At 38.9% G+C, this 26086-nt stretch carries 25 protein-coding genes; 11 read left to right on the top strand and 14 right to left on the bottom strand.

The window, feature by feature from the left end; all coding sequences use genetic code 11:
- Nucleotides 1–3 precede the first annotated feature (3 nt).
- The 4 genes from R3E32_12635 (at nucleotide 4) to meaB (ending at nucleotide 3099) form a co-directional block, all read left to right on the top strand.
- The gene (locus tag R3E32_12635; protein ID MEZ4885571.1) at nucleotides 4–909 is read left to right on the top strand and encodes an OmpA family protein; all 906 of its coding nucleotides are present in this window, start codon (nucleotides 4–6) and stop codon (nucleotides 907–909) included.
- Between the two features lie 69 nt (nucleotides 910–978).
- Nucleotides 979–1599, top strand: a complete 621-nt coding sequence (locus tag R3E32_12630) for a sigma-70 family RNA polymerase sigma factor (GenBank protein ID MEZ4885570.1) — start codon at nucleotides 979–981, stop codon at nucleotides 1597–1599.
- Between the two features lie 320 nt (nucleotides 1600–1919).
- Nucleotides 1920–2159, top strand: coding sequence for a hypothetical protein (locus R3E32_12625; GenBank protein MEZ4885569.1), 240 nt, complete (start codon nucleotides 1920–1922; stop codon nucleotides 2157–2159).
- Nucleotides 2160–2187: 28 nt separating this feature from the next.
- On the top strand, nucleotides 2188–3099 hold the full coding sequence (gene meaB, locus R3E32_12620; protein ID MEZ4885568.1) for a methylmalonyl Co-A mutase-associated GTPase MeaB: 912 nt from the start codon (nucleotides 2188–2190) through the stop codon (nucleotides 3097–3099).
- A 12-nt stretch (nucleotides 3100–3111) separates the two neighbouring features.
- Here meaB and R3E32_12615 read toward each other — a convergent pair whose 3' ends face one another.
- From R3E32_12615 to R3E32_12600, 4 genes are all read right to left on the bottom strand, one after another.
- Complete coding sequence (locus R3E32_12615; GenBank protein MEZ4885567.1) at nucleotides 3112–3741, bottom strand: hypothetical protein; 630 nt, start codon at nucleotides 3739–3741, stop codon at nucleotides 3112–3114.
- Between the two features lie 81 nt (nucleotides 3742–3822).
- Nucleotides 3823–4680 carry a sigma-70 family RNA polymerase sigma factor gene (locus tag R3E32_12610; GenBank protein MEZ4885566.1) on the bottom strand — a complete coding sequence of 286 codons (858 nt, stop codon included), beginning with the start codon at nucleotides 4678–4680 and terminating at the stop codon, nucleotides 3823–3825.
- Nucleotides 4681–4769: 89 nt separating this feature from the next.
- On the bottom strand, nucleotides 4770–5456 hold the full coding sequence (locus tag R3E32_12605) for a DUF6565 domain-containing protein (protein MEZ4885565.1): 687 nt from the start codon (nucleotides 5454–5456) through the stop codon (nucleotides 4770–4772).
- A 150-nt stretch (nucleotides 5457–5606) separates the two neighbouring features.
- Nucleotides 5607–7808 carry a Na+/H+ antiporter NhaC family protein gene (locus R3E32_12600; GenBank protein ID MEZ4885564.1) on the bottom strand — a complete coding sequence of 734 codons (2202 nt, stop codon included), beginning with the start codon at nucleotides 7806–7808 and terminating at the stop codon, nucleotides 5607–5609.
- Nucleotides 7809–7866: 58 nt separating this feature from the next.
- Between R3E32_12600 and R3E32_12595 the strand changes: the two genes are divergently transcribed.
- Nucleotides 7867–10164, top strand: a complete 2298-nt coding sequence (locus tag R3E32_12595; protein ID MEZ4885563.1) for an FG-GAP-like repeat-containing protein — start codon at nucleotides 7867–7869, stop codon at nucleotides 10162–10164.
- Nucleotides 10165–10170: 6 nt separating this feature from the next.
- On the opposite strand, the gene R3E32_12590 is transcribed toward R3E32_12595, so the two are convergent.
- The 4 genes from R3E32_12590 to R3E32_12575 all read right to left on the bottom strand — a co-directional run bounded on the left by R3E32_12590 (nucleotide 10171) and on the right by R3E32_12575 (nucleotide 14375).
- Nucleotides 10171–10878 (bottom strand): hypothetical protein, encoded by a 708-nt coding sequence (locus R3E32_12590; protein ID MEZ4885562.1) that lies wholly within the window; start codon nucleotides 10876–10878, stop codon nucleotides 10171–10173.
- 98 nt (nucleotides 10879–10976) lie between these two features.
- Nucleotides 10977–12032, bottom strand: a complete 1056-nt coding sequence (locus R3E32_12585) for an FAD-dependent oxidoreductase (protein MEZ4885561.1) — start codon at nucleotides 12030–12032, stop codon at nucleotides 10977–10979.
- Nucleotides 12033–12037: 5 nt separating this feature from the next.
- Nucleotides 12038–13030: a Gfo/Idh/MocA family oxidoreductase gene (locus R3E32_12580; protein MEZ4885560.1), complete on the bottom strand. Its 993-nt coding sequence runs from the start codon at nucleotides 13028–13030 to the stop codon at nucleotides 12038–12040.
- A gap of 4 nt (nucleotides 13031–13034) precedes the next feature.
- Nucleotides 13035–14375, bottom strand: a complete 1341-nt coding sequence (locus R3E32_12575) for a lysophospholipid acyltransferase family protein (GenBank protein ID MEZ4885559.1) — start codon at nucleotides 14373–14375, stop codon at nucleotides 13035–13037.
- Between the two features lie 51 nt (nucleotides 14376–14426).
- Between R3E32_12575 and R3E32_12570 the strand changes: the two genes are divergently transcribed.
- Entirely contained in the window at nucleotides 14427–15455 is a 1029-nt protein-coding gene (locus R3E32_12570; GenBank protein MEZ4885558.1) for an aldo/keto reductase, read from the top strand.
- Between the two features lies 1 nt (nucleotide 15456).
- Here R3E32_12570 and R3E32_12565 read toward each other — a convergent pair whose 3' ends face one another.
- From R3E32_12565 to R3E32_12540, 6 genes are all read right to left on the bottom strand, one after another.
- Nucleotides 15457–16842, bottom strand: a complete 1386-nt coding sequence (locus R3E32_12565; GenBank protein ID MEZ4885557.1) for a leucine-rich repeat domain-containing protein — start codon at nucleotides 16840–16842, stop codon at nucleotides 15457–15459.
- Nucleotides 16843–16887: 45 nt separating this feature from the next.
- Nucleotides 16888–17971, bottom strand: a protein-coding gene (prfB, locus tag R3E32_12560; protein ID MEZ4885556.1) for a peptide chain release factor 2 whose coding sequence is annotated in 2 segments (ribosomal slippage) — nucleotides 16888–17910 and nucleotides 17912–17971 — 1083 coding nt in all. Because the reading frame shifts where the segments join, the coding sequence is not laid out codon by codon here.
- A 191-nt stretch (nucleotides 17972–18162) separates the two neighbouring features.
- Nucleotides 18163–18498, bottom strand: coding sequence for a hypothetical protein (locus R3E32_12555; GenBank protein MEZ4885555.1), 336 nt, complete (start codon nucleotides 18496–18498; stop codon nucleotides 18163–18165).
- A gap of 543 nt (nucleotides 18499–19041) precedes the next feature.
- The gene (gene rny, locus R3E32_12550; GenBank protein MEZ4885554.1) at nucleotides 19042–20691 is read right to left on the bottom strand and encodes a ribonuclease Y; all 1650 of its coding nucleotides are present in this window, start codon (nucleotides 20689–20691) and stop codon (nucleotides 19042–19044) included.
- A gap of 36 nt (nucleotides 20692–20727) precedes the next feature.
- Nucleotides 20728–21030 (bottom strand): cell division protein ZapA, encoded by a 303-nt coding sequence (locus R3E32_12545; protein MEZ4885553.1) that lies wholly within the window; start codon nucleotides 21028–21030, stop codon nucleotides 20728–20730.
- Nucleotides 21027–21308 carry a hypothetical protein gene (locus R3E32_12540; GenBank protein MEZ4885552.1) on the bottom strand — a complete coding sequence of 94 codons (282 nt, stop codon included), beginning with the start codon at nucleotides 21306–21308 and terminating at the stop codon, nucleotides 21027–21029. Before R3E32_12540 ends, R3E32_12545 begins: the two co-directional genes overlap by 4 nt.
- 706 nt (nucleotides 21309–22014) lie before the next feature.
- On the opposite strand from R3E32_12540, the gene R3E32_12535 reads away from it, so the two are divergent.
- The 5 genes from R3E32_12535 to R3E32_12515 all read left to right on the top strand — a co-directional run bounded on the left by R3E32_12535 (nucleotide 22015) and on the right by R3E32_12515 (nucleotide 25901).
- Nucleotides 22015–22941, top strand: a complete 927-nt coding sequence (locus R3E32_12535) for a hypothetical protein (protein ID MEZ4885551.1) — start codon at nucleotides 22015–22017, stop codon at nucleotides 22939–22941.
- Between the two features lie 14 nt (nucleotides 22942–22955).
- On the top strand, nucleotides 22956–23147 hold the full coding sequence (locus R3E32_12530) for a T9SS type A sorting domain-containing protein (protein MEZ4885550.1): 192 nt from the start codon (nucleotides 22956–22958) through the stop codon (nucleotides 23145–23147).
- A 180-nt stretch (nucleotides 23148–23327) separates the two neighbouring features.
- Nucleotides 23328–23555 carry a hypothetical protein gene (locus R3E32_12525; GenBank protein ID MEZ4885549.1) on the top strand — a complete coding sequence of 76 codons (228 nt, stop codon included), beginning with the start codon at nucleotides 23328–23330 and terminating at the stop codon, nucleotides 23553–23555.
- Nucleotides 23556–23581: 26 nt separating this feature from the next.
- Nucleotides 23582–24367 (top strand): M43 family zinc metalloprotease, encoded by a 786-nt coding sequence (locus R3E32_12520; GenBank protein ID MEZ4885548.1) that lies wholly within the window; start codon nucleotides 23582–23584, stop codon nucleotides 24365–24367.
- Between the two features lie 67 nt (nucleotides 24368–24434).
- On the top strand, nucleotides 24435–25901 hold the full coding sequence (locus tag R3E32_12515; protein ID MEZ4885547.1) for a hypothetical protein: 1467 nt from the start codon (nucleotides 24435–24437) through the stop codon (nucleotides 25899–25901).
- The last annotated feature ends 185 nt before the right edge of the window (nucleotides 25902–26086 follow it).

Raw genomic sequence — 26086 nt, 5'->3', positions numbered from 1 at the left:
ATAATGAGGCATTATATTTTACTGTTTGGTATTTTATTGTTGACATTGAGTTCCTGTTCTAAAAAGAAAATGGCGGCACTGCAATCAGAACTCAATACCTATAAAGCAGATTGTATCAACAAGGTGAACAAACTGGAGGAAGAAAAAAAGGCATTGCGTGACAATATTCAAATCGTTCAGAGGGACTTAGACCTGTGTAGAGAAGGACTGAAAAACGAACAGAGCAAAAACAAGGGTTTGGGAGAGCAGTTGGAATACATGAAAACCACCAATGCGAATCTCTTAGATAGGATGTCGGATTTGTCCATTATCAGCAAAACAGGTGCAGAGAGCATCAAGAAATCACTGGAAGCGATTGACCAGCAAAGTGAATATATCAAAGATCTCAACAAAAACATTAACCGTAAGGATTCAACCAATTTGGCTTTGGTGATGAACCTCAAACGTTCGCTTGGTGGCATCAATGATGAGGATGTGACCATTGAAGTGAAAAAAGGAGTGGTGTATGTCTCTTTGTCTGACAAAATGCTCTTCAATTCAGGGAGTTCCAATGTGTTGCCTAGAGCACACGAGGTATTGTCAAAAATTGCAAAAGTGGTGAACGATCACCGTCAATTGGACATTTTGGTGGAAGGTCACACCGACAATGTGCCTATTTCCAATAGCTGTGTGACGGATAACTGGGATTTGAGTGTGAAACGTGCTACGGCAGTGGTGCGAATCCTTCAAAACCAATACAATGTTGCTCCAAGTAGAATGACGGCAGGCGGTCGCTCCGAATATTCTCCCAAAACCAGCAATGATTCGGCTTCGAGTCGTTCAATCAATCGCCGAACCGAAATCATTATCTTGCCAAAGTTGGATGAATTTTTTGAGTTGAATACTTTACCAGAAGGAGGAGGTAGGTAAGTCAAGAATGAAAAATCAAGAAATACACTTTTTTTTTATCTTTGTACGTTCAACACTACAAATTTATTCATGGAGCAAACAGAAGACAAACAATTGGCAGAAACACCCCCAAAACGCAGCTTAGCAGAGCGTAATCGTATCTTTCAACAAGAGTTTATGCTTCATGCAGAAGCACTCTACAACTTTGGTTATCACCTCACTTATAATGAAGATGATGCAAAAGATTTGGTTCAGGAAACTTTTTTGAAAGCATATCGGTTTATAGATTCGTACATTGAAGGCACAAATGCGAAAGCATGGCTTTTCAAAATCATGAAAAACGCCTTTATCAATGATTACCGCAAAAAATCGAAGCAACCAACAAAGGTGGATTATGAAGAAGTAGTCACCTATCAAAATTCTGATAGCGGTAGTTATGTGCAGTACATTGACTTACGACACGAAATTTTTCAAGGCATGTTGGGAGATGAAGTAGCTCATGCACTCAATACATTGCCCGTTGATTTCAAAACAGTCGTTTTGCTTTGTGATATTGAAGGGTTTACCTACGAAGAAATGTCTAAAATTATTGACATTCCGATAGGAACTGTCCGTTCTCGTTTGCACAGAGCCAGAAACATGCTCAAAGATGCACTGAAAGAATATGCCAAGCAAATGGGCTACAAAGAGGAATTAGATGATGAAAATTAAAAAATAACTTTCTTTGACAAGTATTGTGAAATTTTGAAAAGATTAGATAGGCATTTTATTGAAGATTAATTTTTTAAGAAACTACCGAAGTCTTTATAGAATCCACAAAAGTTGTCAAAGACCCAAAAATAACTTTTTACCTCTTTCTTTTGTTGTATTTAATAGTAAAAGCAATGGAATTGAAATATTCCATATAAAATGTTACCTTCCATTGCTTTTATAGTCAAAAGAGAAAAGCTGAAAAATAGAAGTTACAACTGCTTCAAACAGTTTTAACTTCAAAATCAAAATTTGTTAATTACCAAAAAAAACAGTGTAACATGAACAATCGAACACATAAAAACAGCCTCGGCAAAGCAGACAACAATAACTTCCCAAATAGCAAAATGCCCCATCAACAAAACGGCAACCGCTTTTTCAAAGAGGTCAGGGATGAAAGCGATAACTCCAAAAATCAGATAACCTTGAGTTCTTTCTTACACAACAAACTCCCCCGTAAACCTATTTCAGCAGACCTCCTAAGTTCTATCCAAAACATCATCAAGACTGCCGAAGAATAAGCAAAATTCATAAAACTTTCTCATTGTAATGAATAAGGCTGCAACCCAATTATTGTCCAAGCTCTCCTCCAACAATTACCGAGCTTTGGCAAGAGCCATTTCTATTGTCGAAAATGAAGCCGAGGGCTATCAAGATATACTCACTGCCTTGCGGTTCGACAAACAAGTGCCGGTTGTAGGTATCACAGGCCCTCCAGGTGCAGGAAAAAGCACTTTGGTCAATGCCTTAATCCATCATTACCTTCAAAAAAACTTCAAAATTGCCATTATTGCGGTAGATCCCACTTCGCCCTTCAATTATGGTGCATTGTTAGGGGATCGAATAAGGCTAAATACGCACTACAATAATTCAGATGTGTACATTCGCTCATTGGCTTCAAGAGGCTCATTGGGTGGACTTTCGCACAAAATCATAGAAATTGTGGATGTGGTGAAAGCGGCCAATTTTGACATCATTTTTGTAGAAACAGTAGGAGTAGGACAGTCTGAAGTAGAGATTGCAGGTTTGGCAGATACAACCGTAGTGACACTCGTACCAGAAGCGGGCGACGAAATTCAGACCATGAAAGCAGGTCTAATGGAAATTGCCGATATTTTTGTGGTCAACAAAGCAGACCGACCCCAAGCAAATCAGTTCTCCAAAAACCTTCAAAAACTTGTCCATAACAAACCTCAAAGTGAGTGGCAAACTCCCATCATCAAAACCATTGCCACCAAAGAGGAAGGTATTGAAGAACTGGCTGAACAAATCAATGCCCACCACCAAATCAACTACACCAACACTAAAAAGGCTTTCCTTCTTACCCAAAAAGCCCTTCAAATCATACAGCATAGACGTATGAAAGATATTGACCAAAGGGTACTTCATCAACAGATTGTGGCTGCAATAGCTGAAAACCCGAACTTCAATTTGTATGCTTTTTTGCAGGATGTGATGTAGCAAAGTACATTTTTAAGGATATAACTCCATATAAGCTGACGGCAATTCAAATTCATGCAATACTCCACTGAAAGCCAATAAAATAACAATCGAACAAATTGTGCCTACTATAATTGCAGCATAAACAAATCGATACGCCATCTTCAATCCCTTGTTTTTTACCAGGTACTTGCTCAATCCACAAGCGATGTGTGTAAAAAAAGAGGTGATAGCCAGAAAATAATAAGGCAAAAAGAAAAAGACATAAGGTACACGCTTCAATGTTACAGCTCCAAAGTAAAAATTGGTGTCAATCTGAAAGAACCAATTGCCGCCAATCGTTGCAGTCGTATGTGCTAACAGGAAAAAAGCCAGATACAAACCTGAATAAGCCTGCAATTTGCTGATGCGAGAATGGAGATATTTGTAGTTTTTACGAAAAAGAAAAATGCCTGTAAAAGCCTGAACAATAACGGATATTATCAACAATACTTCAATGAAGGGTTGGTAATAGACCAAGCGCAAAGCGTTCATTACTTCAATGTGTAAGGCAATACTTTTTGTGGCTAACAGGTGATTGAAAATGTGTGCGGTGATGAAAATACCTAAGCCAATTGCACTGACTCGGTGAATTTTTTGAAGAGTTGTTTTGTTGTTTTGCATTTTGTGTCGGTTTTGGGCATAAGACAAATGCCGATGGGATTTTGTGACAAAATGCTGGAAAAAATGTATTTTTTTATTGAATTATTTGACTATCAAAAGTTTATCGGGATTGCGAAGTACATACATATTTTGGATGAAAGCATCTTCCCACTCAAAAACAAACACCGAAATCACCTCATCTGTAACAGCATCTCGAATGATTCCGCCCACTGACTGGTTAATGAGGACAGGTTCGATAGAATAATCCTCTCCAAATTTTTGGATGATACCCACCAAAAATTTGGCGACAATATTTTTCCCAAATAAAGGCTTGGTTGCAGCAGGTACTTTACCTCCACCATCACTGTAAAATCCAATATCATCTTTCAAAAATTGAAGTAAACCGTCGAAATCACCTTCTTGAGCAGCTTTGGCAAACAATTGTAGCAAATGCTGTTGTTGCTGAGGATTCACTGCAAAGCGTTTTTTGTCTGATTGAAGTTTTTGTTGTGCTCGGTGATACAGTTGGCGGCAATGGTCTGGGCGTTTGTCAAACATTTCGGATAGTTCTGAATAGTCAAAATCAAAACTTTCTTTGCAGAGGTAAATAGCCCGTTCCAATGGATTCAGGGTTTCTAAAAGCCGCATAATTCCATAAGAAATATCTATGTTTTGGTCGAGATGTTGTAGGCTGGGATGTGCTATCAGAGGCTCAGGTAGCCAAGTTCCTTTGTAGCTTTCTCTGTGTCTTTTTTGTTGGTTGAGGTAATTGATACAGCGATTGCTGACCGATTTGCAAAGATAGGCCTTGGGGTTTGTGATTTGAGGTGAATCAAGTTGGAGCCATTTCTCAAAAACATCTTGAAGTATGTCTTCACTATCCGCTACATTTCCTGTCATTCGGTAAGCGATAGAGAAAAGTAGAGGGCGAAATTCATTGAAGGCAATGGCAAAGGACATAAGTAGCAATGAAAACAAAAATGGTAATTAAAAGGGAAATGTATTGATAAACAAATGATTGAAAAAATCGTTGAATTTGATTTTTTTCACTAAAACCCCTCTTTGGAAGGTGTTCCCAATCCAGCAGGTTGATTGTCTGCATCAGAGGGAAGATAATCGCCATGTGCTTTGAAATCGTCTAAAATATTTCGGATGCGTTGGTCATAACTGCCATCATAAATCTCAGCAGTATTGCTAATAATATCTTGCAGGTGATTTCTCAACTCCCTAGTATTCTCAACAACCGAACCCGCTACTTCTCGCTCGATGGTACTTTTGTACTTGAAAATATGGTACATGATAGGTAGTTTTCCTACTTCCATTTTTTCAGAGAGTGACATTTCAGGGTAGTATTCTTTGTAGAGTTTTGCCGAGAATTTTTGAAAATCTTTATCTGCCTCTGTCCATGCGTCTACACTATAGGTCAAATAGTTTTTAGAAACATTGTTTACAAAAGCCTCATAAGCATGAATATAGTCTTTTTTGGTGCTGGTATCGGAAGTTAAAAACTGGTAGCCTCCAAAGTAGAGCATGGAAGCTAGTAGCACGACTACGACTGTCAAGCCTACTACCAAAACGATAGGAGATTTTCCTTTAGAAGATTTTCCTTCTGGATCTACTCCTCCAAACATGGCGTTGTTGCCTTTGTTTCCTCCTCCTCCAAAGCGACTTGCGCCGCTATTACCGCTACTTTTACCTCCGAGCTTACTACCGCCCAGTTTATCAAAAAGACCCATTGTTTTCTAAAATTGATGAATCAAAAGTTAGTGAATAACTTATAAAAGAAAAAACAAAATTAGCAAAAAAGCTAACCTATTTTACATAGGTAAACGCAATTTTAATAGTTTAAGTTTTGTATTTAACATCTCTTATCATAGCCTCTTTTTTTACATTTCTGTTTTCTCCTGATTATCTGCTGCTTGCTGCAAAGTTGCCCATTCGGGTACAGACTTTCCAAACAACAAAACAATGAGCAATAAAATTCCTGAACCTGCGCCGAAACCGACTAGGGTAGGTAGCTGCATATACATACTCAAAGTAATCATTAGTGCGCTGACCGTTCCTACAACAAAGGCGTAAGGCATCTGCGTACGAACGTGGTCAATGTGGTTGCACTGAGAAGCCAATGAACTCAATATAGTTGTGTCAGATATAGGCGAGCAGTGATCGCCCAATACAGAACCTGCTAAAACGCTGGATGTAACAGCATAAAATATTTGCATTGTTAAATCCGTCGGATTACCTGCTGCTTGACTCACCGCCCAAGTTAGGGGCAAAGCAATCGGATATAAAATAGCCATAGTACTCCAACTCGAACCTGTTGAAAAAGCAATCAGTCCTGCTAACAAGAATATCAACACAGGTAAAAATATTGGATTCAAATTTCCTACCAACATATCACTAAGAAAGTCTGCAGTATGCAGATCTTTGGTTACTTGTGCCAAAGACCAAGCCAAAATCAAAACAATAATGGCTCCCATCATGGCTTTGATGCCTACCATCATGGTTTCCATTGTGGCCCGAAGACTCATAATTCCTTGAAATAGGGTCAATAATACGGCAGTTGTGACTGCTAAAGTGGAACTCCAAATCAGGGCAGCATAAGAATTGGAGTTACCGATAATGATGGGGAGTTTTGCCAGTAAAGTAAGGTCTTCTGGCCCTTTTGCATTCAATTGAAGTTTGGCTATTTCCGAAGCCCAATTGGTTGCTGCCAAGCCTGTGTACCAAAGTCCTACCAAAGTTCCGACAATAATCACCAATACAGGAAGAATAGCGTTCATGGCTCGATATGGTGCATTTTTTATGGGATTCAAATCTTCTATTTCGATGTCTTCTCCGTCACCTAAACCCATGTCAAATACTTTTCCTGTGGTTCTTGCCCGCATTTCGGCGGTGTACATCGGGCCAAAATCACGGTTGGTGAGGGCAATGAACAGAACAAAAATCAAGGTGAAAAGTGGGTAAAAAGAATATTGCAGTGAATTGACGAAAATGCTGTACGGACTTTCTGCAATTCCCAAAGTGCCAGTCACATCTCCAATATAACTCAATTCTGCGCCTATCCAAGTGGTAATCAATGCAATTGCAGCAACAGGTGCAGCAGTACTGTCCACAATGTAGGCCAGTTTTTCCCTCGACACACGATATTTGTCTGTCAGCGAACGCATGGTATTTCCAACGACCAAAGTATTGGCATAATCATCAAAAAAGATGGCAATACCCATCAACCATGTCACCAACTGCGAACTGCGTGCAGAACTTGACAACTTGGACAAACCATTGACCACGCCTGCCATCCCTCCGTTTCGTGAAATAATTGCGACCATGCCGCCAATCAAGAGTGAAAATACGATAATTGCAATGTGGTCACTATCCCTGAAGGTTGCAAGAATGTATTCATCAACAGTATGTAAAAAACTCCAAAAGAAGGCACTGACATCAAAACCATACAACATCCACACACCAATCCAAATTCCGATGAACAGCGAGGTAATGACCTCTTTGAAGACCAAAGCCAATAAAATCGCAATTAAAGGCGGCAAAACGGATACCCATGTAGGAATTTCCCATTTACTGACTGTCCCATTTTTTTCTTTCTTGAATTGAAGAAAACGCACCAAATCATGGTCGCTACCTTCGGGTCTGTGTTTTAGATAGATGCTATTGGGCATTTCATCTAAAGTAGTGCTGGCTTTTCCAGCAGTGAAGTTGAGGCTTTTGTCTTCTCCGTCAATGGTGAAATTGTAAATACCTGTCACCGATTCATTTACCAGTTGGTATTTGGTGTCCAAGGCACTTACTTCCAACAAGTAGGCATCTCCTTGTGCTTCAATATTTGCATCAAAAAGCGCAATTTGGTGTTTAACAGGAATCACTACATCTGTCGTTAATCCCAAACTATCTCCCGAAATTGTCATTACGCTGTCCAACTCGGCAGCACTCAGTTTTGTTGGGTTTGTTGTATCTTGGGCGGTAAGTTGTAGGCAACAGAATAAGCACAATAGGCTGATTGTGAAAAGCTCAAAAGCACTATTCAAACGATTTCTGATGGGCGAATACGTATTTTTAGGTTTATATTGGTTCATGGAAGTTTTGTTTTTACTATCTCAAAATAATCCAAAATAAAATAGAATGTTAAAAGGTATGAAAAAAAATGGAATCTACTTTACTTCAAAGATAAATTATGTTTTTCACTTGTTTATTTTTTTGTTAGCCTCTATGATTTTGCTGCAAAATGTAGCGGCACAAACGCTTGATTTTTTTCGCCAGAATGACGTGTCTGTTGAAGTAGCAGGCAAAACATTGCAGTATCCGTGGATTGGAGGACTCAACAATCCACAATTTTCGGAGGTAGATTTGAACAATGACGGTATTTTGGATTTGTTCGTTTTTGATAGAGCAGCAGACATACCAATGACTTTTATTCATACAGGTTTGGGCGGCAAAGATGGTTATGAATACGCACCTGAATTGGAGGAAAACTTCCCTACAATGAAAAACTGGGCTTTGATGGTGGACTACAATTGTGACAATATTGCGGATATTTTTACCTCCAATCAAAACGGCATCCGCATTTACAAAGGCTATTACAATGACGACTCCAAAATTGGGTTTCAATTTGTGGTGGACAAACTCACATACAATGTGGTAAATGAAATATTTGTATCAGAGTTCGATATTCCCGCCATTACAGATGTAAACAACGATGGCGACATAGACATTTTGACCTTCAATGTGTCGGGTGGATTCATCGAATACTTTGAAAATCTATCGGTTGAAAACAACTTTGCCTGTGGCGACCTCAGCGACTACCGAATATTGTCCGATTGTTGGGGGAGTTTTTATGAGGATTTTTTTGACCCCATTTTGATTTTAGATACTTGCGGGATAGGTAAAATTTCAGCAGACAAATCAGGCGGAAAGCATCCAGGTTCTACACTCTTGGCAGTTGATTTGGATGGAGATACGGACAAAGAAATTATTTTAGGCGATATTTCCTTCAATAGCATGATTATGGCAACGAATGGAGGAACACCCAATTTTGCGAACATGACAAGCCAAGATACCCATTTCCCTTCCAATTCTACCCCCATTGATATGACCACTTTCCCCGCTGCCTTTTCAATCGACGTAAATAGAGATGGCATAAAAGACTTATTGGTTTCTCCCAATGCCGATGCACAATCCAATCATTTTGAGTGTGTATGGTATTATCGAAATACTGGAACGAATGTCACCCCCAATTTTACTCTTCAAACAGATACTCTGATGGTCGAAAATACCATAGATGTAAGTGCCTTTTCTCGTCCCACTTTTTTTGATCACAATGGCGATGGTTTGCTGGATTTGGTTGTTGGCAATGAGGGCTATGAAATTCGAGTCAATGAATTTTCGAGCTATCTAAAACCCGCTTTGGCTCTTTACGAAAACATTGGAACTGCCCATCAGCCTGCCTTCCAATTGGTGAGCCGAGACTATATGCAGATTGGTAAACAATTGTTTACCACCCAATTCGACCCAGCTGTAGAGAGTGCCGTGTTGTACCATCCGACCTTTGGCGATTTGGACAATGATGGAGATGAAGACATGTTGATTGGTGATGGAATGGGCTATGTTCATTATTTTGAGAACAAACCAACCATGGAAGGCATAGCCAAATTTGTGAAAAAAGCAGAACGCATGAACGATGATACAGGGGCGGCTCTGGATGTCAAAAAACGTGCTGCTCCTCAATTGGTGGATGTGAATGGTGACGATTTGCTGGATTTGATTGTGGGAAACAATGACGGGAAGGTTTACTACTACCAAAACATCGGTTCTTTAGAAAGTCCCCTTTTCAAGCTGCAAAATACGCAATGGGGAGCCGTTTCGGTGCGGGAAACGACCATTGCAGCAGGTAATGCGATTCCATATATGTTCAAACTAAACGATGGTAGTTTTCGTTTGGTGGTCGGTAATGATATTGGACACATTTACCTGTTCACCGACATTGAATCACATATCAATGGAGGACCTTTCACCCTTGTCACCCAGCAAATCGTTTCCCCCGCAGGTCTTACAGAAGCGAGTCCGACAACAGCAGATGTGGACAATGATGGACGGTTGGACATGTTGGTGGGTAATCTTAGAGGTGGAATCGTCTGGTATGAAACGGAATCTATCGTTGATATTGAAGAGAATATACTTCAAAATAATCCTTTCACCTTCTATCCCAATCCTGCAAAAAACACGCTTTATTTTGATTGGAAAAATAGTGCAACTTCCTTCAATGCACCCATTGAAGTACAGATTTACAATACTTTAGGGCAGTTGGTCTTGACTTCAATGGTGGAACACAAACAACCTGAATTGTCCATTGAAGGTTTGGCAAGTGGCTTGTATTTGGTGGAAATGCGTGTAGATGGAGTAAGGATTGGAGGAGAGAAGTTGGTGATGGAATGATGAAAATTACCCCAGTTCCCCACTGACTTTTCTATCCACCAACCCCAAAAACTTCTCTACTTCTTGCTCTATATACAACGCTTGCTGAGGCGTGTCCAAGCCCTTTAGGACTTTTACTTCCTGACTATCTTTGGTAATGAGGTAAACAGCATAGGCATAAACAGGTACATTGTTTTGAGTAGCAGCCACATATTCTTTACAGTAAAGTTGGTCTATTTCAGAAACTTCTACATCTTTTGCCCCATAAAACGGAACAGGGAAAGGTCGGTGTTCGGTAGTAAGATAACGGCGGGTCACTCGAAAGGTGGTTTTGTTGAAGTATTTGCAGAGGAGGTAATAAGCAAGTCCTACTCCAATAGAAAGGTGAATACTGATAGCTGCAAGCATGACCCATTGACCTGTCAATAAGCCAACTATCACGAAAATCCCAACAATCGAATTCCAAAATAGCGTAAAAAAGATGAGAAAATAAGGTTTTTTGCTATTGCTCCACCAATCGAAGGTAATGTCTAATTCGTTTTGAAGACGCAGCATTTCCACATTGTCGGGCATGGTGACTTCTCTGCGATTTTTAGGAGCATTGTCCATCTGTTTTTTGAAGTCAAAAACAGTGTGGCAGTTGTGACATTTGGCAATGTAGTGATCCAGATTGATATCTTCTGCATGGATAGCAGTATTGCACTCTATACAGTTGATTTGCAAAGATTTTGACATAATACTATGTTTTTGAGTTTGAAGCGATAAGGCTAAAATACAAAAAAGCATCAAAATTTAGATGAATGATGACATAATATAGTTAAATACGCCATTCATTAAGATTGGTAGTACCTGCGAATATCAACAACCATTTCTAAGTCTGCTCCTTCTTCAAGATGGGCTGCAAAATGATGTGCAAAATAAGGACTCAATGAAACACCTTTTGTGCCTAATCCATTGAATATGCCTATATTGGGATATTCAGGATGCAAGCCAATAAAAGGTCGGCGGTCTTTGGCAGAAGGACGGATACCTGCTTGATGTGCAGTAATTTTGTAAGAGGATTTAAGAGTGTTTCCTAATTGGTCAATGAGGCTTTCTCGGTGTTTTTGCGTGGGAATTTCGTCTATTACATCCCAAGAATAAGTCGAACCTACCCAATATCGATTATCCCCCAAAGGAACGATGGTAATGTTGTTTTTGGCGATTTGATTTTTGGCTTCTAAGTCCAAGCCATCGGCTTCAATCAGTAGAAACTCCCCCTTTGCAGGAACAAATGGCAGCCAATTGAAGTAGGGGTTGAAGCGGGTTTGATGCCCTTCACAGAAAATAATTTTTTGTGCTTCAATGTCTTTCCATTTTACACTTTTTTCGCTGACAATTAAATCATTGTAATCAAATTTCGCTTCAATTAGGAAATCGTTTATTTGAAGAAATTGGCGATAAGCGTCAATAAAATGGGCCGTGTTCACAAACAAAACACCACTGATTTCGCCAAAACCATTCTCGTTTTTGAAGGCAGGGTGAAAGGCTTGATTTTGAATATTTTTGAAGTATTTTTCATACCCCACTTCACCACTTTTCGCCCAAAAATTGTTGAGTTCTTGTGGATTTGACAGTAACCATACCATTGTTCGGTCATAGCAAAAACGGCTTTGCAGCAGTTCCTCCAATTGGCAGTAATGTGTTCGAGCAAAAGGAAATAGTGTTTCTGCCATCCAACTTTTGACCAATTTTCTACCTGTGATGGGGTTCATCAAACCCGAAGAAACCCGTGAAGCTGCCCAGGGGTGGGCATCGTCTATGAACATCATCGTTTTGTTTTTTTGCAGCAGAAAATGACTGAGCCAAGTACCTGCCAATCCTTGCCCTATTATGAGGTAATCTATCATGGTTCTTATGTTTTATCTATCGGATAGACCACCCCACATTGCGATCTGATGGCATCCATTGTTTGAATCAAACGTTTACTAAATTCAAGAGGCAACAAATCGCTTTCTGTTTTGTCAGCCTCCAAATAGTTCATCACCGCTTTGGCTTCAAAAGTGTAGCCATTGCCGGGCGTATGCTGAAAATGAAAATCTTGGGGTTCTTCATTGTGAAGTTGCAAGCTAAAATGTGTGGCTTGATGGAAATGAGGACTGATGCGAATAATCCCTTTTGTACCGTGAATTTCGGCAATGTTTTGGGTATTTGCTTGAATCGACGAAAACAAACTGGCAATCTGTCCTTTTTCATACTTCAATTGCATGGCACAATGTTGGTCAATCTGTGTTTCACTCATTTGTGCTATGGCTTGAATCGTGGTCGGAAAACCCAAAAGTAGGCTTGCTAAAAAAAGTGGGTAAATACCTATATCTAAGAGTGATCCGCCTGCTAATTCGGGATTAAAAAGGCGAGAGTCAGGATCGAAGGGGCGGTAAAATCCAAAATCAGCACGTACGAGGTGAATGTCACCAATGACATCCGCTTCAATGAGTTCCATCATTTTTTGACAAAAAGGTAAGTAACGTGTCCAAATAGCTTCCATCAAAAAAGTTTGTTGTTCGTGTGCTTTTTGTATCATTTGAGCTGCCTCTACAGCATTGATCGCCAATGGTTTTTCGCACAATACTGCCTTTTTCGCATCCAAACACAGCAATGTATTGGTGCAATGCAGGTTGTGAGGAGTAGCGATATATACTACATCTACATCCGGGTCGCTTGCCAATGCTTCGTAGGTATTGTAAGCCTTTGTTGCTCCGTATTGTTGGGCAAATTCATCAGCCTTGTCTTGACTGCGAGAGGCAACGGCATAGAGTTTTGCATTGGAAAGTACAGACAAGCCTTGTGCGAATTGATGGGCGATTCTTCCCAAACCAATGATGCCCCAATTGTAGGTTTTTGACATGGTTTTATTGTTTTATAAGTGATTCAATTTGATTGCGTAGAGTTTCTAACTGCTTCCATTCTAATGGTTTGTTTTTCTGGACAGCATTTGTCTTCCATTGAAGTCTCCATTTTTCCAAAGGTTCTTGTATCCACAATGCTATGTTTCCACTGATAATCAAACTAATCAAATACAATCCTGCACTTGCAGCACTTTGGGTGAAAATACCGATTAAAAGTATTTGCAGAAAATAGAAAATTAGGATGAAAAGCAATCCAAATCCCAATTTCATCGAAGCATAAAAGCTGGGATCTTTGAACATTTTGTAGGTCAAATATTGGGTGATTTTGCAGGGAAGAAAATGGTTGATATAGCCATAGATGCCAATTGGAGCAAGTAGGGTTGTTTTTACTTTTTCTGCAAAAGTTGGTTCGGTATTTTCGGCAAAGGTTTCGGGTTTTAATTGGAGTTGTTGCAAAAGTTGGCGGTAGGAAGTCACTTTTTCTGCCAATATCTGCATTTCATTGGTTCGCTGTTCGGCAAAGTTTGTGAGTTGTTGAAGTGCATTTTTTTGAAGTAGGAAAAGTTTTGCGAGTGAGGTATTTTCGTTTGTGATAGAGTCTTGTTTCTCAAGAGTATTTGTAGCGAAAGAATCGGCAAAATGGGTGCTGATAAATTCGAAGGTATCGTAAAAAGTAATGTTGTTGATGTGAACAACCTCTTGTTCCAGATGTTCTTGTAGTTGTTTACGGAGTTGGGTCATGGCTTGTTGTGGCTGTTCTCTATAGATTTCTTTCAAATCTTTGATTGTCAATGGTGTACCATATCGGAGGTACAAATCGCCTCGAAATTGGGTGACTTGACTGTAATTGATGCCCACGGGAATGATTTGCAGCCCTAAGTCAAAGTCTTTGCTTTCTTCGGCTCTGAAAACAATGCGGCTGAATCCTTTGCTCAAAGGGCGGACTCTTTTGACAACGTTCTGACTACCTTCTGGAAAAATCAGTACGGTTTGTTGGTGCTGCAAGAGTTCAACACAATGGTCGAAAGTCGCTTCATTTTTAGCGAGATTCTGAATACCGTTGCGGATGCGATAAATGGGCATCATGTTGAGTTTTTGGAGTAGCCATGCCACAGAAGGTGACTGAAATACACCCGCTCTGGTCACAGAATGAACAGGTTGCGAGATGGTGCAGGCTACTACAATGGCATCCATAAAAGCACTTTGGTGGTTGGGAGTGAAGAGTATAGGCGTATTTTGAGGGACGTTTTCCAAGCCATCTACTTCTATGCGGCGAAAGAAAATCCTTAAGCACAAATGGATGAAGGGCTTCAAAATACGGTAAAGTGAGGAGGAATATTTCATTATCTTTGATTGAAACTTTATCTTAAACAAATATACAAATCCTATCGAACTATGAAATACAATCTTTTGGGGAAAACAGGTTTATTGGTTTCCGAACTTTGCTTCGGTACTATGAGTTTTGGTGGACAGGGTTTTTGGGAAGTGGTTGGTAAACAGTCACAAACAGAAGCCAATGAACTAATAAAAACCTCTTTTGATGCGGGAATCAATTTTTTTGACACTGCTAATGTGTACTCTTTTGGGATGTCGGAACAAATGCTGGGTGAAGCCATTCGCAATTTGGGCTTGAATCGTCAGGAATTGGTCGTGGCTACCAAAGTACGGGGCAGAATGGCACAGGGAGTGAATCAAGTGGGACTGTCTCGCTACCATATTATGAATGCTGCGGAAGATAGTTTGCGCCGACTCGGAACGGATTACATTGATTTGTACTACATTCATGGGGTGGACAAACATACACCGATGGACGAAACTCTTAGGGCTTTGGAGGACTTGGTGCGAAGTGGGAAAGTGCGTTATTTGGGGGTGAGTAACCATGCTGCTTGGCAGATTATGAAGGCTTTGGCGATTTCAGACAAAAATGGTTGGTCACGTTTTGAAGCAAGCCAAAGTTATTATTCGATTGGCGGTAGGTATATTGAGCGCGAAATTATTCCAGTATTGCAGGATCAACAGATGGCTCTGATTCCTTGGAGTCCTTTGGCGGGCGGTTTTTTATCGGGCAAATACACACGGGAAAAGGACAAGGTGGAAGGTAGCCGTCGAGATAGTTTTGATTTTCCTCCTATCAACAAAGAAAAGGCTTTTGACATCATTGATGTGATGTTGGAAGTGGGTGAAAATCACGGTGTTTCGGCTGCAAGAGTTGCTTTGGCTTGGATGTTGAGCAAAAAAGCAGTGACGAGTATTATCATTGGTGCCAAACGTATTTCTCAATTGAAGGACAACCTTGCAGCGACTGAACTGCAATTGAGTGTGGAAGATTTGGAACGTTTGGATGAGGTAAGTGCGCTTTCACCAGAATATCCCGCTTGGATGATAGAGATGCAAAATCAAGGAAGATTGCCAGAGTTGAAGTAAATTACTTTGCTGCTCCTGGAGTTGCTTCGTCTATATTGGGGCGAGCTTGGTCAGATTGCGGCACAAGGTGTTTATAAATTTTATGGAGATGTTGAAAAAAATCCTTCTCTTCAATTTTTGCATAGAGGAGGTTTTTTCTCAAAAATCGGAACTGATTGCGAATCAAAAGAATGATGTCTCTTTTTTCCTTCTCCGTTTGATTGTCCGAAAAGAGGATTTCGTCGTGTGCATTGTTTTTCTGAATCAAATCCAAGTATTTACTTAGACTTTGTTGTGTTTCGTCCAGTTCCATGCCGCCATTGTGAATGAGTTCCAAACACAAGCCTTCAGGAGAGTTATAGACTTCAAACTGAGGCGATTGCTTTTTGACCAAACGCATGTACTCACCAAAATAAACCAGATATTGCTTCAATGGCAAACGGTAATGTTCGGGCAGCGATAAGGATATATTGAAGATACGCTGTTCAGGTACTACGATTCCCTTCAAAAAATACAACATAATGGCATAAATCCCTTTTTGAGTGAGTTCCAACAATGGTTCTTCTAAGGGATTTTCGTCTAATTCCAAATCCTTCAAATGATACAGCAATACGATTTCAGAAGGAAGTGTTTTTAACTGATTATTAGCAATGTCAATGTTTGTGATGGCAGTAAGTTGTCCAATTTCTTTGGGCAGTTTTTCGATTTTGTTTTCCCGCAAGTAAAAAGAAGTCAGGTTGGTCAATAAACCAATTTGCTCGGGTAGGTGGGTGATTTCATTGTTGGATAAATCAAATTGAAGGAGTTGTTCTAAGCGACACAAGGCAAGCGGAAATTTTTGCAGACTATTGTAACTCACATTGATGTGCCGCAACATAGAAAGGTTGGCAATGGAAGAGGGTAAGGTTTCCAGATCATTGTCGTACAAATTGAGATCGGTCAGTTTTTTCAGATTTCCGATATTCGGGCTTAGTTGGGTAAGCTTGTTTTCGGATAAATCTAAATAGTGAAGGTGTTGAAGTTGGCGTATTTCATCTGCAATGACATTGATTTCGTTTGCTCTAAGGATTAATTTTCTAAGATTTTTCAGTTCTCCAATTGAAGCAGGAATGTATGTCAATTTATTCTTACTGAGGTCTAAATCCTTCAATTCTACCAACTCTTCGATATGGAGTGGAAACTCAGTAAAAGCATTGTAATCTAAATGTAAGATTTTTAGGTTTTTCAGTTGTGCTATTTCAGGAGGAAGAACAGACAATTTGTTTTCAGATAAATCAAGTTCCTCTAAGTCGGTCAATAGTCCTATTTCGGACGGAACTTCCTCAATGCCTCTATTGTATAGGGATAGATGGGTAAGTTTTTTATCCTTTGTTTCCTGAATTAACTCTACTAATTCCTGCTGTGTCATAACTTACAATTTAGAATTTGAGATACAATATTCTAATTGGAGGAACTATTCTTCATTGTGCAATAACATGGCTTTAATGAATGCATCTAAATCACCATCCATTACTGCCTGAACGTTGCCCGTTTCTAAATTTGTGCGAAGATCCTTCACCAGTTTATAGGGGTGCATCACATAGTTTCTGACTTGCGAACCCCATTCAATTTTTTGTTTACCACCTTCAATTTTTGCCCTTTCTTCATTCTGTTTTTCAAGTTCGGCTTGGTAGAGGCGGGATTTGAGCATTTGCATTGCCTTCTCACGATTTTTTTGCTGAGATCGTTGTTCTTGACACTCAACTACAATACCCGAAGGAAGGTGTCGCAAACGAACTGCTGATTCAACCTTGTTTACATGCTGCCCGCCTGCTCCACTCGACCGAAAGGTATCCCACTCAATGTCAGCAGGATTCACTTCAATTTCGATGGTATCATCCACCATTGGATACACAAAAACGGAGGCGAAAGAAGTGTGTCGGCGACCGCTCGAATCGAAGGGGGAGATACGCACCAGACGATGCACACCATTTTCACCTTTCATCAATCCATAGGCAAATTCTCCATTAAATTCTATTTCAACAGATTTCACTCCAGCCACATCTCCGTCTTTAATGTCCAGTATGTGTGGATTGAAGCCCTTTTTGTCACCCCACATCTGATACATTCTCATCAACATTGATACCCAATCACAGCTTTCGGTTCCACCTGCTCCCGCATTGATGGTCATGACTGCTCCGAGTTGGTCTTCGGGGGAATTGAGCGTAGATTTGAATTCTACATCATCAATCATTTCCAATGTTTTGTCAAACTGTTTCTCAACATCAGCATCGGTTCCTTCACCCATTTCTGCAAACTCTTGAAGCACTTCAAAATCCTCAAAAGCATTGACAGAGTTTTGGTAAAGATTTACCCAATATTTGTTGGAATTTATTTTTTTGAGAAGTTTAGCGGCACTTTGTGGGTCGTTCCAAAAATCAGGTGCAAGTGTTTGCCCTTGATCCTCTTCAATTTCGGAGATTCGTCTATCTACGTCAAAGATACCTCCTTAAGGCGTGGAGGCGACGCTTGGTTTGTTCTATTTGTTCATTTGTTATCATGAACACAAAGGTAAGAAATCCGATGAAATGTGGGGTAAAAAAATCGTGTAAAGGCAAGTCTTGGTAATGTCAATAAAATGATATTCTGACCTTCTATCACCCTTTTGGAAGGGAGTGGAGAAGGTCAGCAGACAAATCGAGAAGTTATTTTATTGGCAATCCTTATTGCTGTTCAGTCAATGTGTTTTTCAATAATCCAAAACCAAGTGCATAATTCCTGATTCCTCTTTGCCAAAAGTAGATATTTTTTTGGTATTCACGATATTGTTCGCATGGTCTATAAGTTGCACCAAATATTCCTTGTCTATTTCTAAGGGGAATTGAAAAAAACCATCGGTTAGCGTTGTAACACAAATATGTTCGGATGAAGCAATTACTTCAATACAAACATCCATATTTTCAAGTGGGTGGAAGTTTTCTTTTTGCACTACAATTCCCATAAGCATCCATTTTATATCTGCTTTTATATTGGAAGTATTAATAAGTAGGAACAGACTCATTAGTAAACGAAGAGTTAATCGCATGGTAGATTTTATTTCATTTAGAGGTTGAATATTGGCTTAAGGTTGGGTTTATGGTTTAGAATGAAGTGAATCAAAGAAAAAAGAGGTATCAAGAAAATAATTAGTGGTTGTAGTGACTAAGGAACATTACTAAATTAACTTCTTCAAATTCATCCAATGAAAAGGAAAAAATCAACTTGTAGACTCATTTTTGAGGTGTTCCGAAAGATCAAACTTAATTACTTTTACTACAATTGTTCCGATTTGTTTCGCTAGTCTTATTATTTTTAATAACTACAATCAAATATTTGACATTGGTTTATACAATGGTTTTTTGCGTATGTTTTTTTATGTAGTTATGGGGAGTAGACTTTGTATAGTTCAATTCTAAGGAATAAAAAATAGCTAATTAATATCATTGAAAAAAAATACTCATTGTAGTAAGCCCTTTACATCGATATTAGAACTAGGTGACAATTAAAATAAAAAAAAAGGAACTTCAATAGACAAATATTCTATAATTTGTCTATTGAAGTTCCTTTTATCAAAGTAATTGAAGGCTTTCTAACGAGCAAAAGTCACTGCCCTTGTTTCTCGAATAACGGTCACTTTTATTTGACCAGGATATTGCATCTCATCTTGAATCTTTTTAGAAATTTTGAAGGAAATCTCCTCCGCTACTTCATCAGGCACTTTTTCACTTTCTACAATAACTCGAAGTTCACGACCCGCTTGAATTGCATAGGCTTTTTCAACACCATCAAAGTCCATCGCCAAGTTTTCGAGGTCTTTGATGCGTTTGAGGTAAGACTCCAAAATCTCTCGTCTTGCGCCAGGTCTTGCGCCCGAAATCGCATCACACGCCTGTACAATCGGCGAAATGATGTATTGCATTTCAATTTCATCGTGGTGAGCACCTACCGCATTGCAGACTGCGGCGTGTTCTTTGTACTTATGCGTCCATTCCATCCCAAGCAGCGCATGAGAAAGTTCACTTTCCTCTTGTGGCACTTTTCCAATGTCGTGAAGCAGTCCCGCACGTTTGGCAAGTTTGATAGTATTAGACCCCAAACCCAACTCCGCAGCCATAACCGCACACAAACGAGCCGTTTCAATCGAGTGTTCAAGCAGGTTTTGACCGTAAGAAGAACGAAAGCGCATACGCCCCACAATTTTAATCAATTGAGGGTGCATACCATGAATATTGAGGTCAATAATTGTTCGCTCTCCAATCTCATTGATTTGTTGTTCGAGCTGTTTGCGGGTTTTCGCCACTACTTCTTCAATCCTTGCGGGGTGAATCCGTCCGTCCGTTACCAAACGTTGCAGCGAAAGGCGGGCAATTTCTCGGCGAACAGGGTCGTAGCCCGAAATCACAATCGCCTCAGGCGTATCGTCCACAATGATTTCGATACCCGTTGCAGCCTCCAATGCCCGAATATTGCGACCTTCACGACCAATGATTTGCCCTTTGATGTCGTCGCTTTCGAGGTTGAACACCGAAACCGTATTTTCGATAGTGTGTTCAGCAGCAGTACGTTGGATCGTTTGGATGATAATTTTTTTGGCTTCTCGATTCGCCTTCAATTTGGCTTCATCCATGATGTCCTTCACATACGCCATTGCCTCAGATTTTGCTTCCTCAATTGTACTTTGAATCAATTGTTGTTTGGCCTCTTCAACCGTCAGATTTGCCACTTTTTCTAATTCTCTCTGATACTCATGATTCAATTTCTCCTTCTGCTTTTCGACCTCTCTAATCCGTTTTTTCAAATTTTGGCGGGTTTCTGTAAGCTCCTCCTTTTTTTGGCGTGTAGCTTCCAACTCTTCCTCCAAAGCTGTCCGATTGGCCTTCAAATCTCGCTCCCTCTGTTCCAAATTGTCTGACTTCTGCTTGAGTACATTGGTTTCCTGCTTCAACTGATTCTCCTTCTTCCAATGTTCTCGCTTGTCGGTATCCAATTTTTTGTACTGCTGCTTCACCTTCACATCAGCAGCCGCAATCGTCTTCTGTGCAGCTTTTTCAGCCTGCAGCTCTTTATCTTTAATTGCTACCTCACCCTTCTGTTCGGCTTCAGCAATCAATCTTTTAGCCTCATTATCAGCATTCTCTATTTTAGTTGCAGCCAATTTATCTGTAATAAACTTACCTACAAAAAATCCTAACACAATGCCGATAAATAAGCCCATTATGGTAAAAAGTCCTATATCCATACCGGGAATTTATACTTTTGTGATGAAAAATATGGCTTATTCTTTTTCTTTTAAAAAATCGGACAAAATAGTGTCCAATTGAAGTAGTTTTTCTTCCAACTGTTTATTTTCCAGAGTTTGCTGTTTTTCCTGCTTCAACAAATCTACACAAATCAACAGGCAAACCATTGCCAAATAATCTTGCTTTTCACTTGATAAGTATTCTCCTTTTAGTTCCTTCATCTTCTGCTTGATGGAGTGAGCGGCTTTGCGTACAAATGCCTCATCTTCAGGAGTTACTTGAAGTCGATAAAGCTTATCTGCAATTTCTACTTTTATATTTAATGATTGTTTACTCATTCATTATTCAACATGGATAAACATTTGTCTATCTGACCAATAAAATCATTCAATAAAACTTTGACCTCCTCACTATCTCCTTTGGTCAAATTCGTCCCTTTCACCAACTTCAATAGTTGTGACTGTTCCCTTAGCAATTCTATATCAGCTTTTTGCTCTATTAGTTGCCGCTTCAATATATTCCTTTCTTCTACAACTTGCAAGTATTGTTGTTCTAATTCGATATAATCACCCAAAATAGTATTCATCTTGGTGATAATGCTGTCCAACTGTTTCATTTTTCCTTAAAAATTAGCATAAGACACAAAAGTACGTAAAAATGTGGATTGTGGGGATGTGTATGTAAGGGTTTATTGAAGGGAGGAATAATTCCAGTTCAATCGAAATATTTCCATTGTACCTAAAAAAGTATTATCTTATCTTTGCTATATACAACTTATTATTTTTTTAATTGTATTGATAATTTTTAATATTTTGTTTTATGTTGATAAGAAAATATTTTTTACTTTTTTGGTTTTTTGTTTGTTTTTATTCTTTTGAAAACATCTCTGCTCAAAAAAACTATGTTGAAGTTCTTCTGACAACTTCTAATGGGACATTGTTGGAAGGATGGGTAGATTATCGAAACTGGCAAGAGAATCCGCAAGAAATTCAATTCAGAGAAACCCCAAATAGCAAAACAACTACTTTTACTCCCAAAGATATAATAGAAATTAGGCTTTCAGAAGCACGGTATAGAAGTGCGACAGTTGAAATTGAACAAAGTTCTCGAAATCTTGATTATAGGTCTTCACATTAAAAAGGAATAAATCGCAACCCACCCCTGCCCCTCCAAGGAGGGGAATACTTGTACCAAGTGGGAAATTCCCCTCTTGGGAGGGGTAAGGGGTGGGTTTAAGTAATATAAACAATCAATGCGGAAACCAATATATAGACAGTAAAAAAGAGTTAAACACAGTACGCAGAAATGTTTTTCTGGAAATCTTGATTGACGGGGAAGCTAAATTGTATATGTATGATGACAATAAAGTTGCTCCAAATTTTTATATCAACCAAAATGGAGAATATGTATTACTTCAATACAAAAAATATGTAGGAGCAAAGGATACAGGAGTAAAAGAATTCAACGGTTATGTCTATCAATTACTTAACTACTTAGGGGCTTGTCCTGAAATTCAAACCAAACTAAAAGATATTCATTATCAAAAAGGAAGCTTGAAAAAACTATTTAAAAAATACTACCAATGTGTTGATAGTGAAATAGTTTTTGAAAAGGAGAATACTAAAATACCTATTTCTATTGGAATTTTAGGTGGAAGCAGTAGAACTGATATGGATTTGCAGACTCCAAAAGTAAAGTACAAAGCCTTAGATACTCTTGAATTTTCCCCGTCTTATAACATAACTTTTGGACTTTTCTTCGAAGCTTTTTTACCTATGAATCGTGGAAAATGGTCTTTTTACACTGACTTGGTTTTGTCAAATTATTCATTTGGAGGCACTTATGAAGACAAGACTAAAAATGAATACCAACCTCTTTTCCATAGAGTAGGAGAAGTAAGTGTCGCACAGAGTCAATTACGAATTAACAATTTATTAAAATACAGAATTGGAAATACTCCAGTTTTTATTGGTGTAGGAATGGTTAATGCACTGACAATTAAAACATCTGAGGATAAATATTTGGTACAAGACATAGTATATAACCCTCCTGCAATACTGCGTGATACAGATTTTTTACGCAATGCGAACAAGCGTGAGACAGGTTATATTTTTTCGTTGGGCATATCAGGTTTGAAGCGTTTTGGCTTGGAGGTAAGATATGAAAGAAGTGATGGTGTTTCTAACTTTCTTGGTGCAAGGACTCCCACCAAACGTTTTTACTTTCTTGGCAAGTTTGTCTTCAATTAAATGATTTAGTACTCATTTTTATCTTTTACACCTCCAAACCCCTTCAAATCCAACTCACCAACATCGAAGGGCGAGTAGTTTTGAAGGAATGGATAGAAGATGGAACACGCTTGGACATTGCAGACTTGGCAGCAGGGATTTACATCGCTACTTGGCTGCAAAATGGACAGGCGTTGAAGCGGGAGAAGGTGGTGGTTTTGGAGTAGAGTTTTTGAACAGGAACTGATAGATGGAAAGGAACATTCATTATTGTTAAATATTGAGATTATCTACCAATTTTATTTGTTTTTTTGAAGTAAATAGCTTAAACTTGTAGTAGATATAATTTTTGTTTTTACACCTTAATTGACTTTTCTGCTATTTTATTCATTTTTATATAAAAATATTTGAATGAATATTTTTACTTATTTTATTTTTTAACCACTAAATTTTTATTCAAAATGAGAAATTTTAAACAAATTCCCGCATCCCGCATCCCGCATCCCGCATCCCGCATCCCGCATCCCGCATCCCGCATCCCGCATCCCGCATCCCGCATCCCGCATCCCGCATCCCGCATCCGCATCCCGCATCCCGCATCCCGCATCCCGCATCCCGCATCCCGCATCACCTAAATAAGGTAATAATTATTTTACTTTTATTGGCTTCATCGCTTACAGTATATCCTCAATATGATTTTTGTCTCACTAAAAATGAACCTGATTATATTCAATATTTGGAAAATAGTGGAGTAGCTGTTACTAAATCTCAATCAATTGATTATATTAGAATATACTTTCACGTAATTAGAAAAAGTGATGGTACAGGAGGACGTACAATTGAAGATGTATACCAAATGTTAGAAATTCTTCGCCAAGATTTTGCGCCTCATAATATAGCATTTCAACTAGAATGTATGGATTATATAGATAATGATATTTTTTATTCTTTTGAAAATGTTAATAAATTTGGCGCACAAGTTTTTAGCATTATTGGCACAAATTACCATCAAGATGGGATTGATATATATGTTTATTCTGGTGAAGATAGTGTAAACGATGAAACTTATGAAGGAGGGCTTGCAGATACACCAAGTGAATACAATGATGGCAATCCTAGGGAAGCCCCTTTCTTTTCATTTATTGCAATAGGAGGCATTAGTGATAATTGTGATTTTGACACCAATTGTAAACCGTATTGGCCTCCAGGTATTGATATAGCATTGAGTGGTGCATTAACGCATGAGATGGGTCACTGTTTAGGCTTACACCATACTTTCAGAGGAGCATGTGGATATGACCCTTATTCCTGTCAGAATTGGTTGATGGAAGTAATGCTGCATATTGTGGAGACTTTGTATCAGATACTCCTGCCGATCCAGGTATATCTTTTTATACTGATTTCCAAACCTGTGTTTGGGATGGAGGAACAAGCCTTAATACACTGATTCTGGATGAGAATGGACAACCTGCTACCCAAATTGCGGAAATCCACAAGATTTATGTACATTCTCGATGAGTTTAAAAAAGAAGAAACCTTGTTTTGAGAACTATGCTGACCCAGTAAATGAACTATTTCCATTGGATGCAAATGGAAATCAGTTTACTCCTCCAACAAACAACTATATGGGCTATACTATTCCCAGTTGTATGTCTGAATTTACCAATGGGCAGGCAGATAAGATGAAAAAGACGATAAAAATGCACGGTGGATTAGCACTTATGAAAGTACAAAATCCAGTTGCCCCAGTAAACTGGTTTGACGATATACAAATTCCAATAGGCACTACTACATGGAATGAAAACCGTCATGTATTTGGAACTGTAACAGTTCCCGCTAATGCTACTCTCTCGAAATTACAGGAACTTCTACAAGATGTTATTATTTCATTTGTAGGTCATGATGCAGGAATCATAGTGGAAGAAGGAGGTCGATTGATTATCAACAATGCTCTTTTGAACAACAGTTGTTTGGAAGATGATTACTGGTGGGGCATAAAAGTTGAAGGAGATGCCACCAAAGACCATCCATCTGATTTTACTAACAACGGAAGTTCGTATCATGGTGTGGTTACAATAGCCAATAGCCAAATAGAAAGTTCACACAACGGTATTCATGCTATTGGAGGAATAATAGCGACACTCGGAGATAACCGTTTTATCAACAATAGAATAAGCATTAGTTTAACATATCAATTTGGCACTCAATTAAGTTATATTCAAGATAGTCATTTTGTTATTAATAGACCTGTACCCCACCCTCTTTATAATGATTATCGGCAAGTCGTAGGGTATCAATGTGGAAATCTAACCGTATCTAATAATAACTTCATTGTAGATGATAGTAGTGGAGAAGATTTAGGAATCACAAAGGCTATTTTAGTAATGAATACGCCCGCTTACATTGGCTTTACAGGCGTACCCAATACTTTTACCAATTTTTCTTCTGGTATCGAAATCTTCAATTTCTTGGTCACACTCCCAACTTTTATACAAAGCAATACCTTCACGGATGTCCAACACGGAATCGTATTAAATACGACTGCTATGCCAAGTGTTATTGATAATGTTTTTAATATACCCAATGGAACGGCAACAAGTGATGCCTATGGTCTTTTGACCTATTTTTCAGATGGTATTAATGTTAGAGACAATACATTTAATACCTCTTTTAGCAATGAAACAAAGGGAGCAGTATTTGTACAAAATGAATTTTTAGAAGGAACAACAGATGCAAGCGGCTGGGTATCTGATAATGATTTTGATGGTCCTTTTGCAGCAGCAACTGAGTTTGAAAGAAATAATTGGGGGTTGATTTTGCAATGCAATGATTATGTAGGAGCTTCCATTGACTGGTATTTAGCCAATACTCCATCTATTGATAGATTGAGGCAGCAAGGCACTTGTATTTCTGACATAGTTATTGAATTCCCAATGAAAAATATGGTTTTTGGGGAACATGGAGTACTGGAGCAAATGTAGTTGACAACATTATTAATGATTCTGATGAGGCGTTTTTTTACATAGAGTACGATCCTATTGGCTATACTCTTGCTCAAGCAGACGCTGCAACTGTTAAGCAGTTTTCATGTGATGAAAATGATTCTAATAGCGAATCGGGATGTAACAAAACTGGAGGTAAAAGCTCTGGAAGTGTAAAACCCATT

The organism is Chitinophagales bacterium (genome assembly GCA_041392475.1).
GTDB lineage: Bacteria > Bacteroidota > Bacteroidia > Chitinophagales > UBA2359 > JAUHXA01.
This window is presented reverse-complemented; position numbering and strand designations above follow the sequence as displayed.

Coding starts and splice junctions, on each gene's coding strand:
- R3E32_12635 (MEZ4885571.1), top strand. CDS start 4: ATGAGGCATTATATTTTACTGTTTGGTATTTTATTGTTGACATTGAGT.
- R3E32_12630 (MEZ4885570.1), top strand. CDS start 979: ATGGAGCAAACAGAAGACAAACAATTGGCAGAAACACCCCCAAAACGC.
- R3E32_12625 (MEZ4885569.1), top strand. CDS start 1,920: ATGAACAATCGAACACATAAAAACAGCCTCGGCAAAGCAGACAACAAT.
- meaB (MEZ4885568.1), top strand. CDS start 2,188: ATGAATAAGGCTGCAACCCAATTATTGTCCAAGCTCTCCTCCAACAAT.
- R3E32_12615 (MEZ4885567.1), bottom strand. CDS start 3,741: ATGCAAAACAACAAAACAACTCTTCAAAAAATTCACCGAGTCAGTGCA.
- R3E32_12610 (MEZ4885566.1), bottom strand. CDS start 4,680: ATGTCCTTTGCCATTGCCTTCAATGAATTTCGCCCTCTACTTTTCTCT.
- R3E32_12605 (MEZ4885565.1), bottom strand. CDS start 5,456: ATGGGTCTTTTTGATAAACTGGGCGGTAGTAAGCTCGGAGGTAAAAGT.
- R3E32_12600 (MEZ4885564.1), bottom strand. CDS start 7,808: ATGAACCAATATAAACCTAAAAATACGTATTCGCCCATCAGAAATCGT.
- R3E32_12595 (MEZ4885563.1), top strand. CDS start 7,867: ATGAAAAAAAATGGAATCTACTTTACTTCAAAGATAAATTATGTTTTT.
- R3E32_12590 (MEZ4885562.1), bottom strand. CDS start 10,878: ATGTCAAAATCTTTGCAAATCAACTGTATAGAGTGCAATACTGCTATC.
- R3E32_12585 (MEZ4885561.1), bottom strand. CDS start 12,032: ATGATAGATTACCTCATAATAGGGCAAGGATTGGCAGGTACTTGGCTC.
- R3E32_12580 (MEZ4885560.1), bottom strand. CDS start 13,030: ATGTCAAAAACCTACAATTGGGGCATCATTGGTTTGGGAAGAATCGCC.
- R3E32_12575 (MEZ4885559.1), bottom strand. CDS start 14,375: ATGAAATATTCCTCCTCACTTTACCGTATTTTGAAGCCCTTCATCCAT.
- R3E32_12570 (MEZ4885558.1), top strand. CDS start 14,427: ATGAAATACAATCTTTTGGGGAAAACAGGTTTATTGGTTTCCGAACTT.
- R3E32_12565 (MEZ4885557.1), bottom strand. CDS start 16,842: ATGACACAGCAGGAATTAGTAGAGTTAATTCAGGAAACAAAGGATAAA.
- R3E32_12555 (MEZ4885555.1), bottom strand. CDS start 18,498: ATGCGATTAACTCTTCGTTTACTAATGAGTCTGTTCCTACTTATTAAT.
- rny (MEZ4885554.1), bottom strand. CDS start 20,691: ATGGATATAGGACTTTTTACCATAATGGGCTTATTTATCGGCATTGTG.
- R3E32_12545 (MEZ4885553.1), bottom strand. CDS start 21,030: ATGAGTAAACAATCATTAAATATAAAAGTAGAAATTGCAGATAAGCTT.
- R3E32_12540 (MEZ4885552.1), bottom strand. CDS start 21,308: ATGAAACAGTTGGACAGCATTATCACCAAGATGAATACTATTTTGGGT.
- R3E32_12515 (MEZ4885547.1), top strand. CDS start 24,435: ATGAGTTTAAAAAAGAAGAAACCTTGTTTTGAGAACTATGCTGACCCA.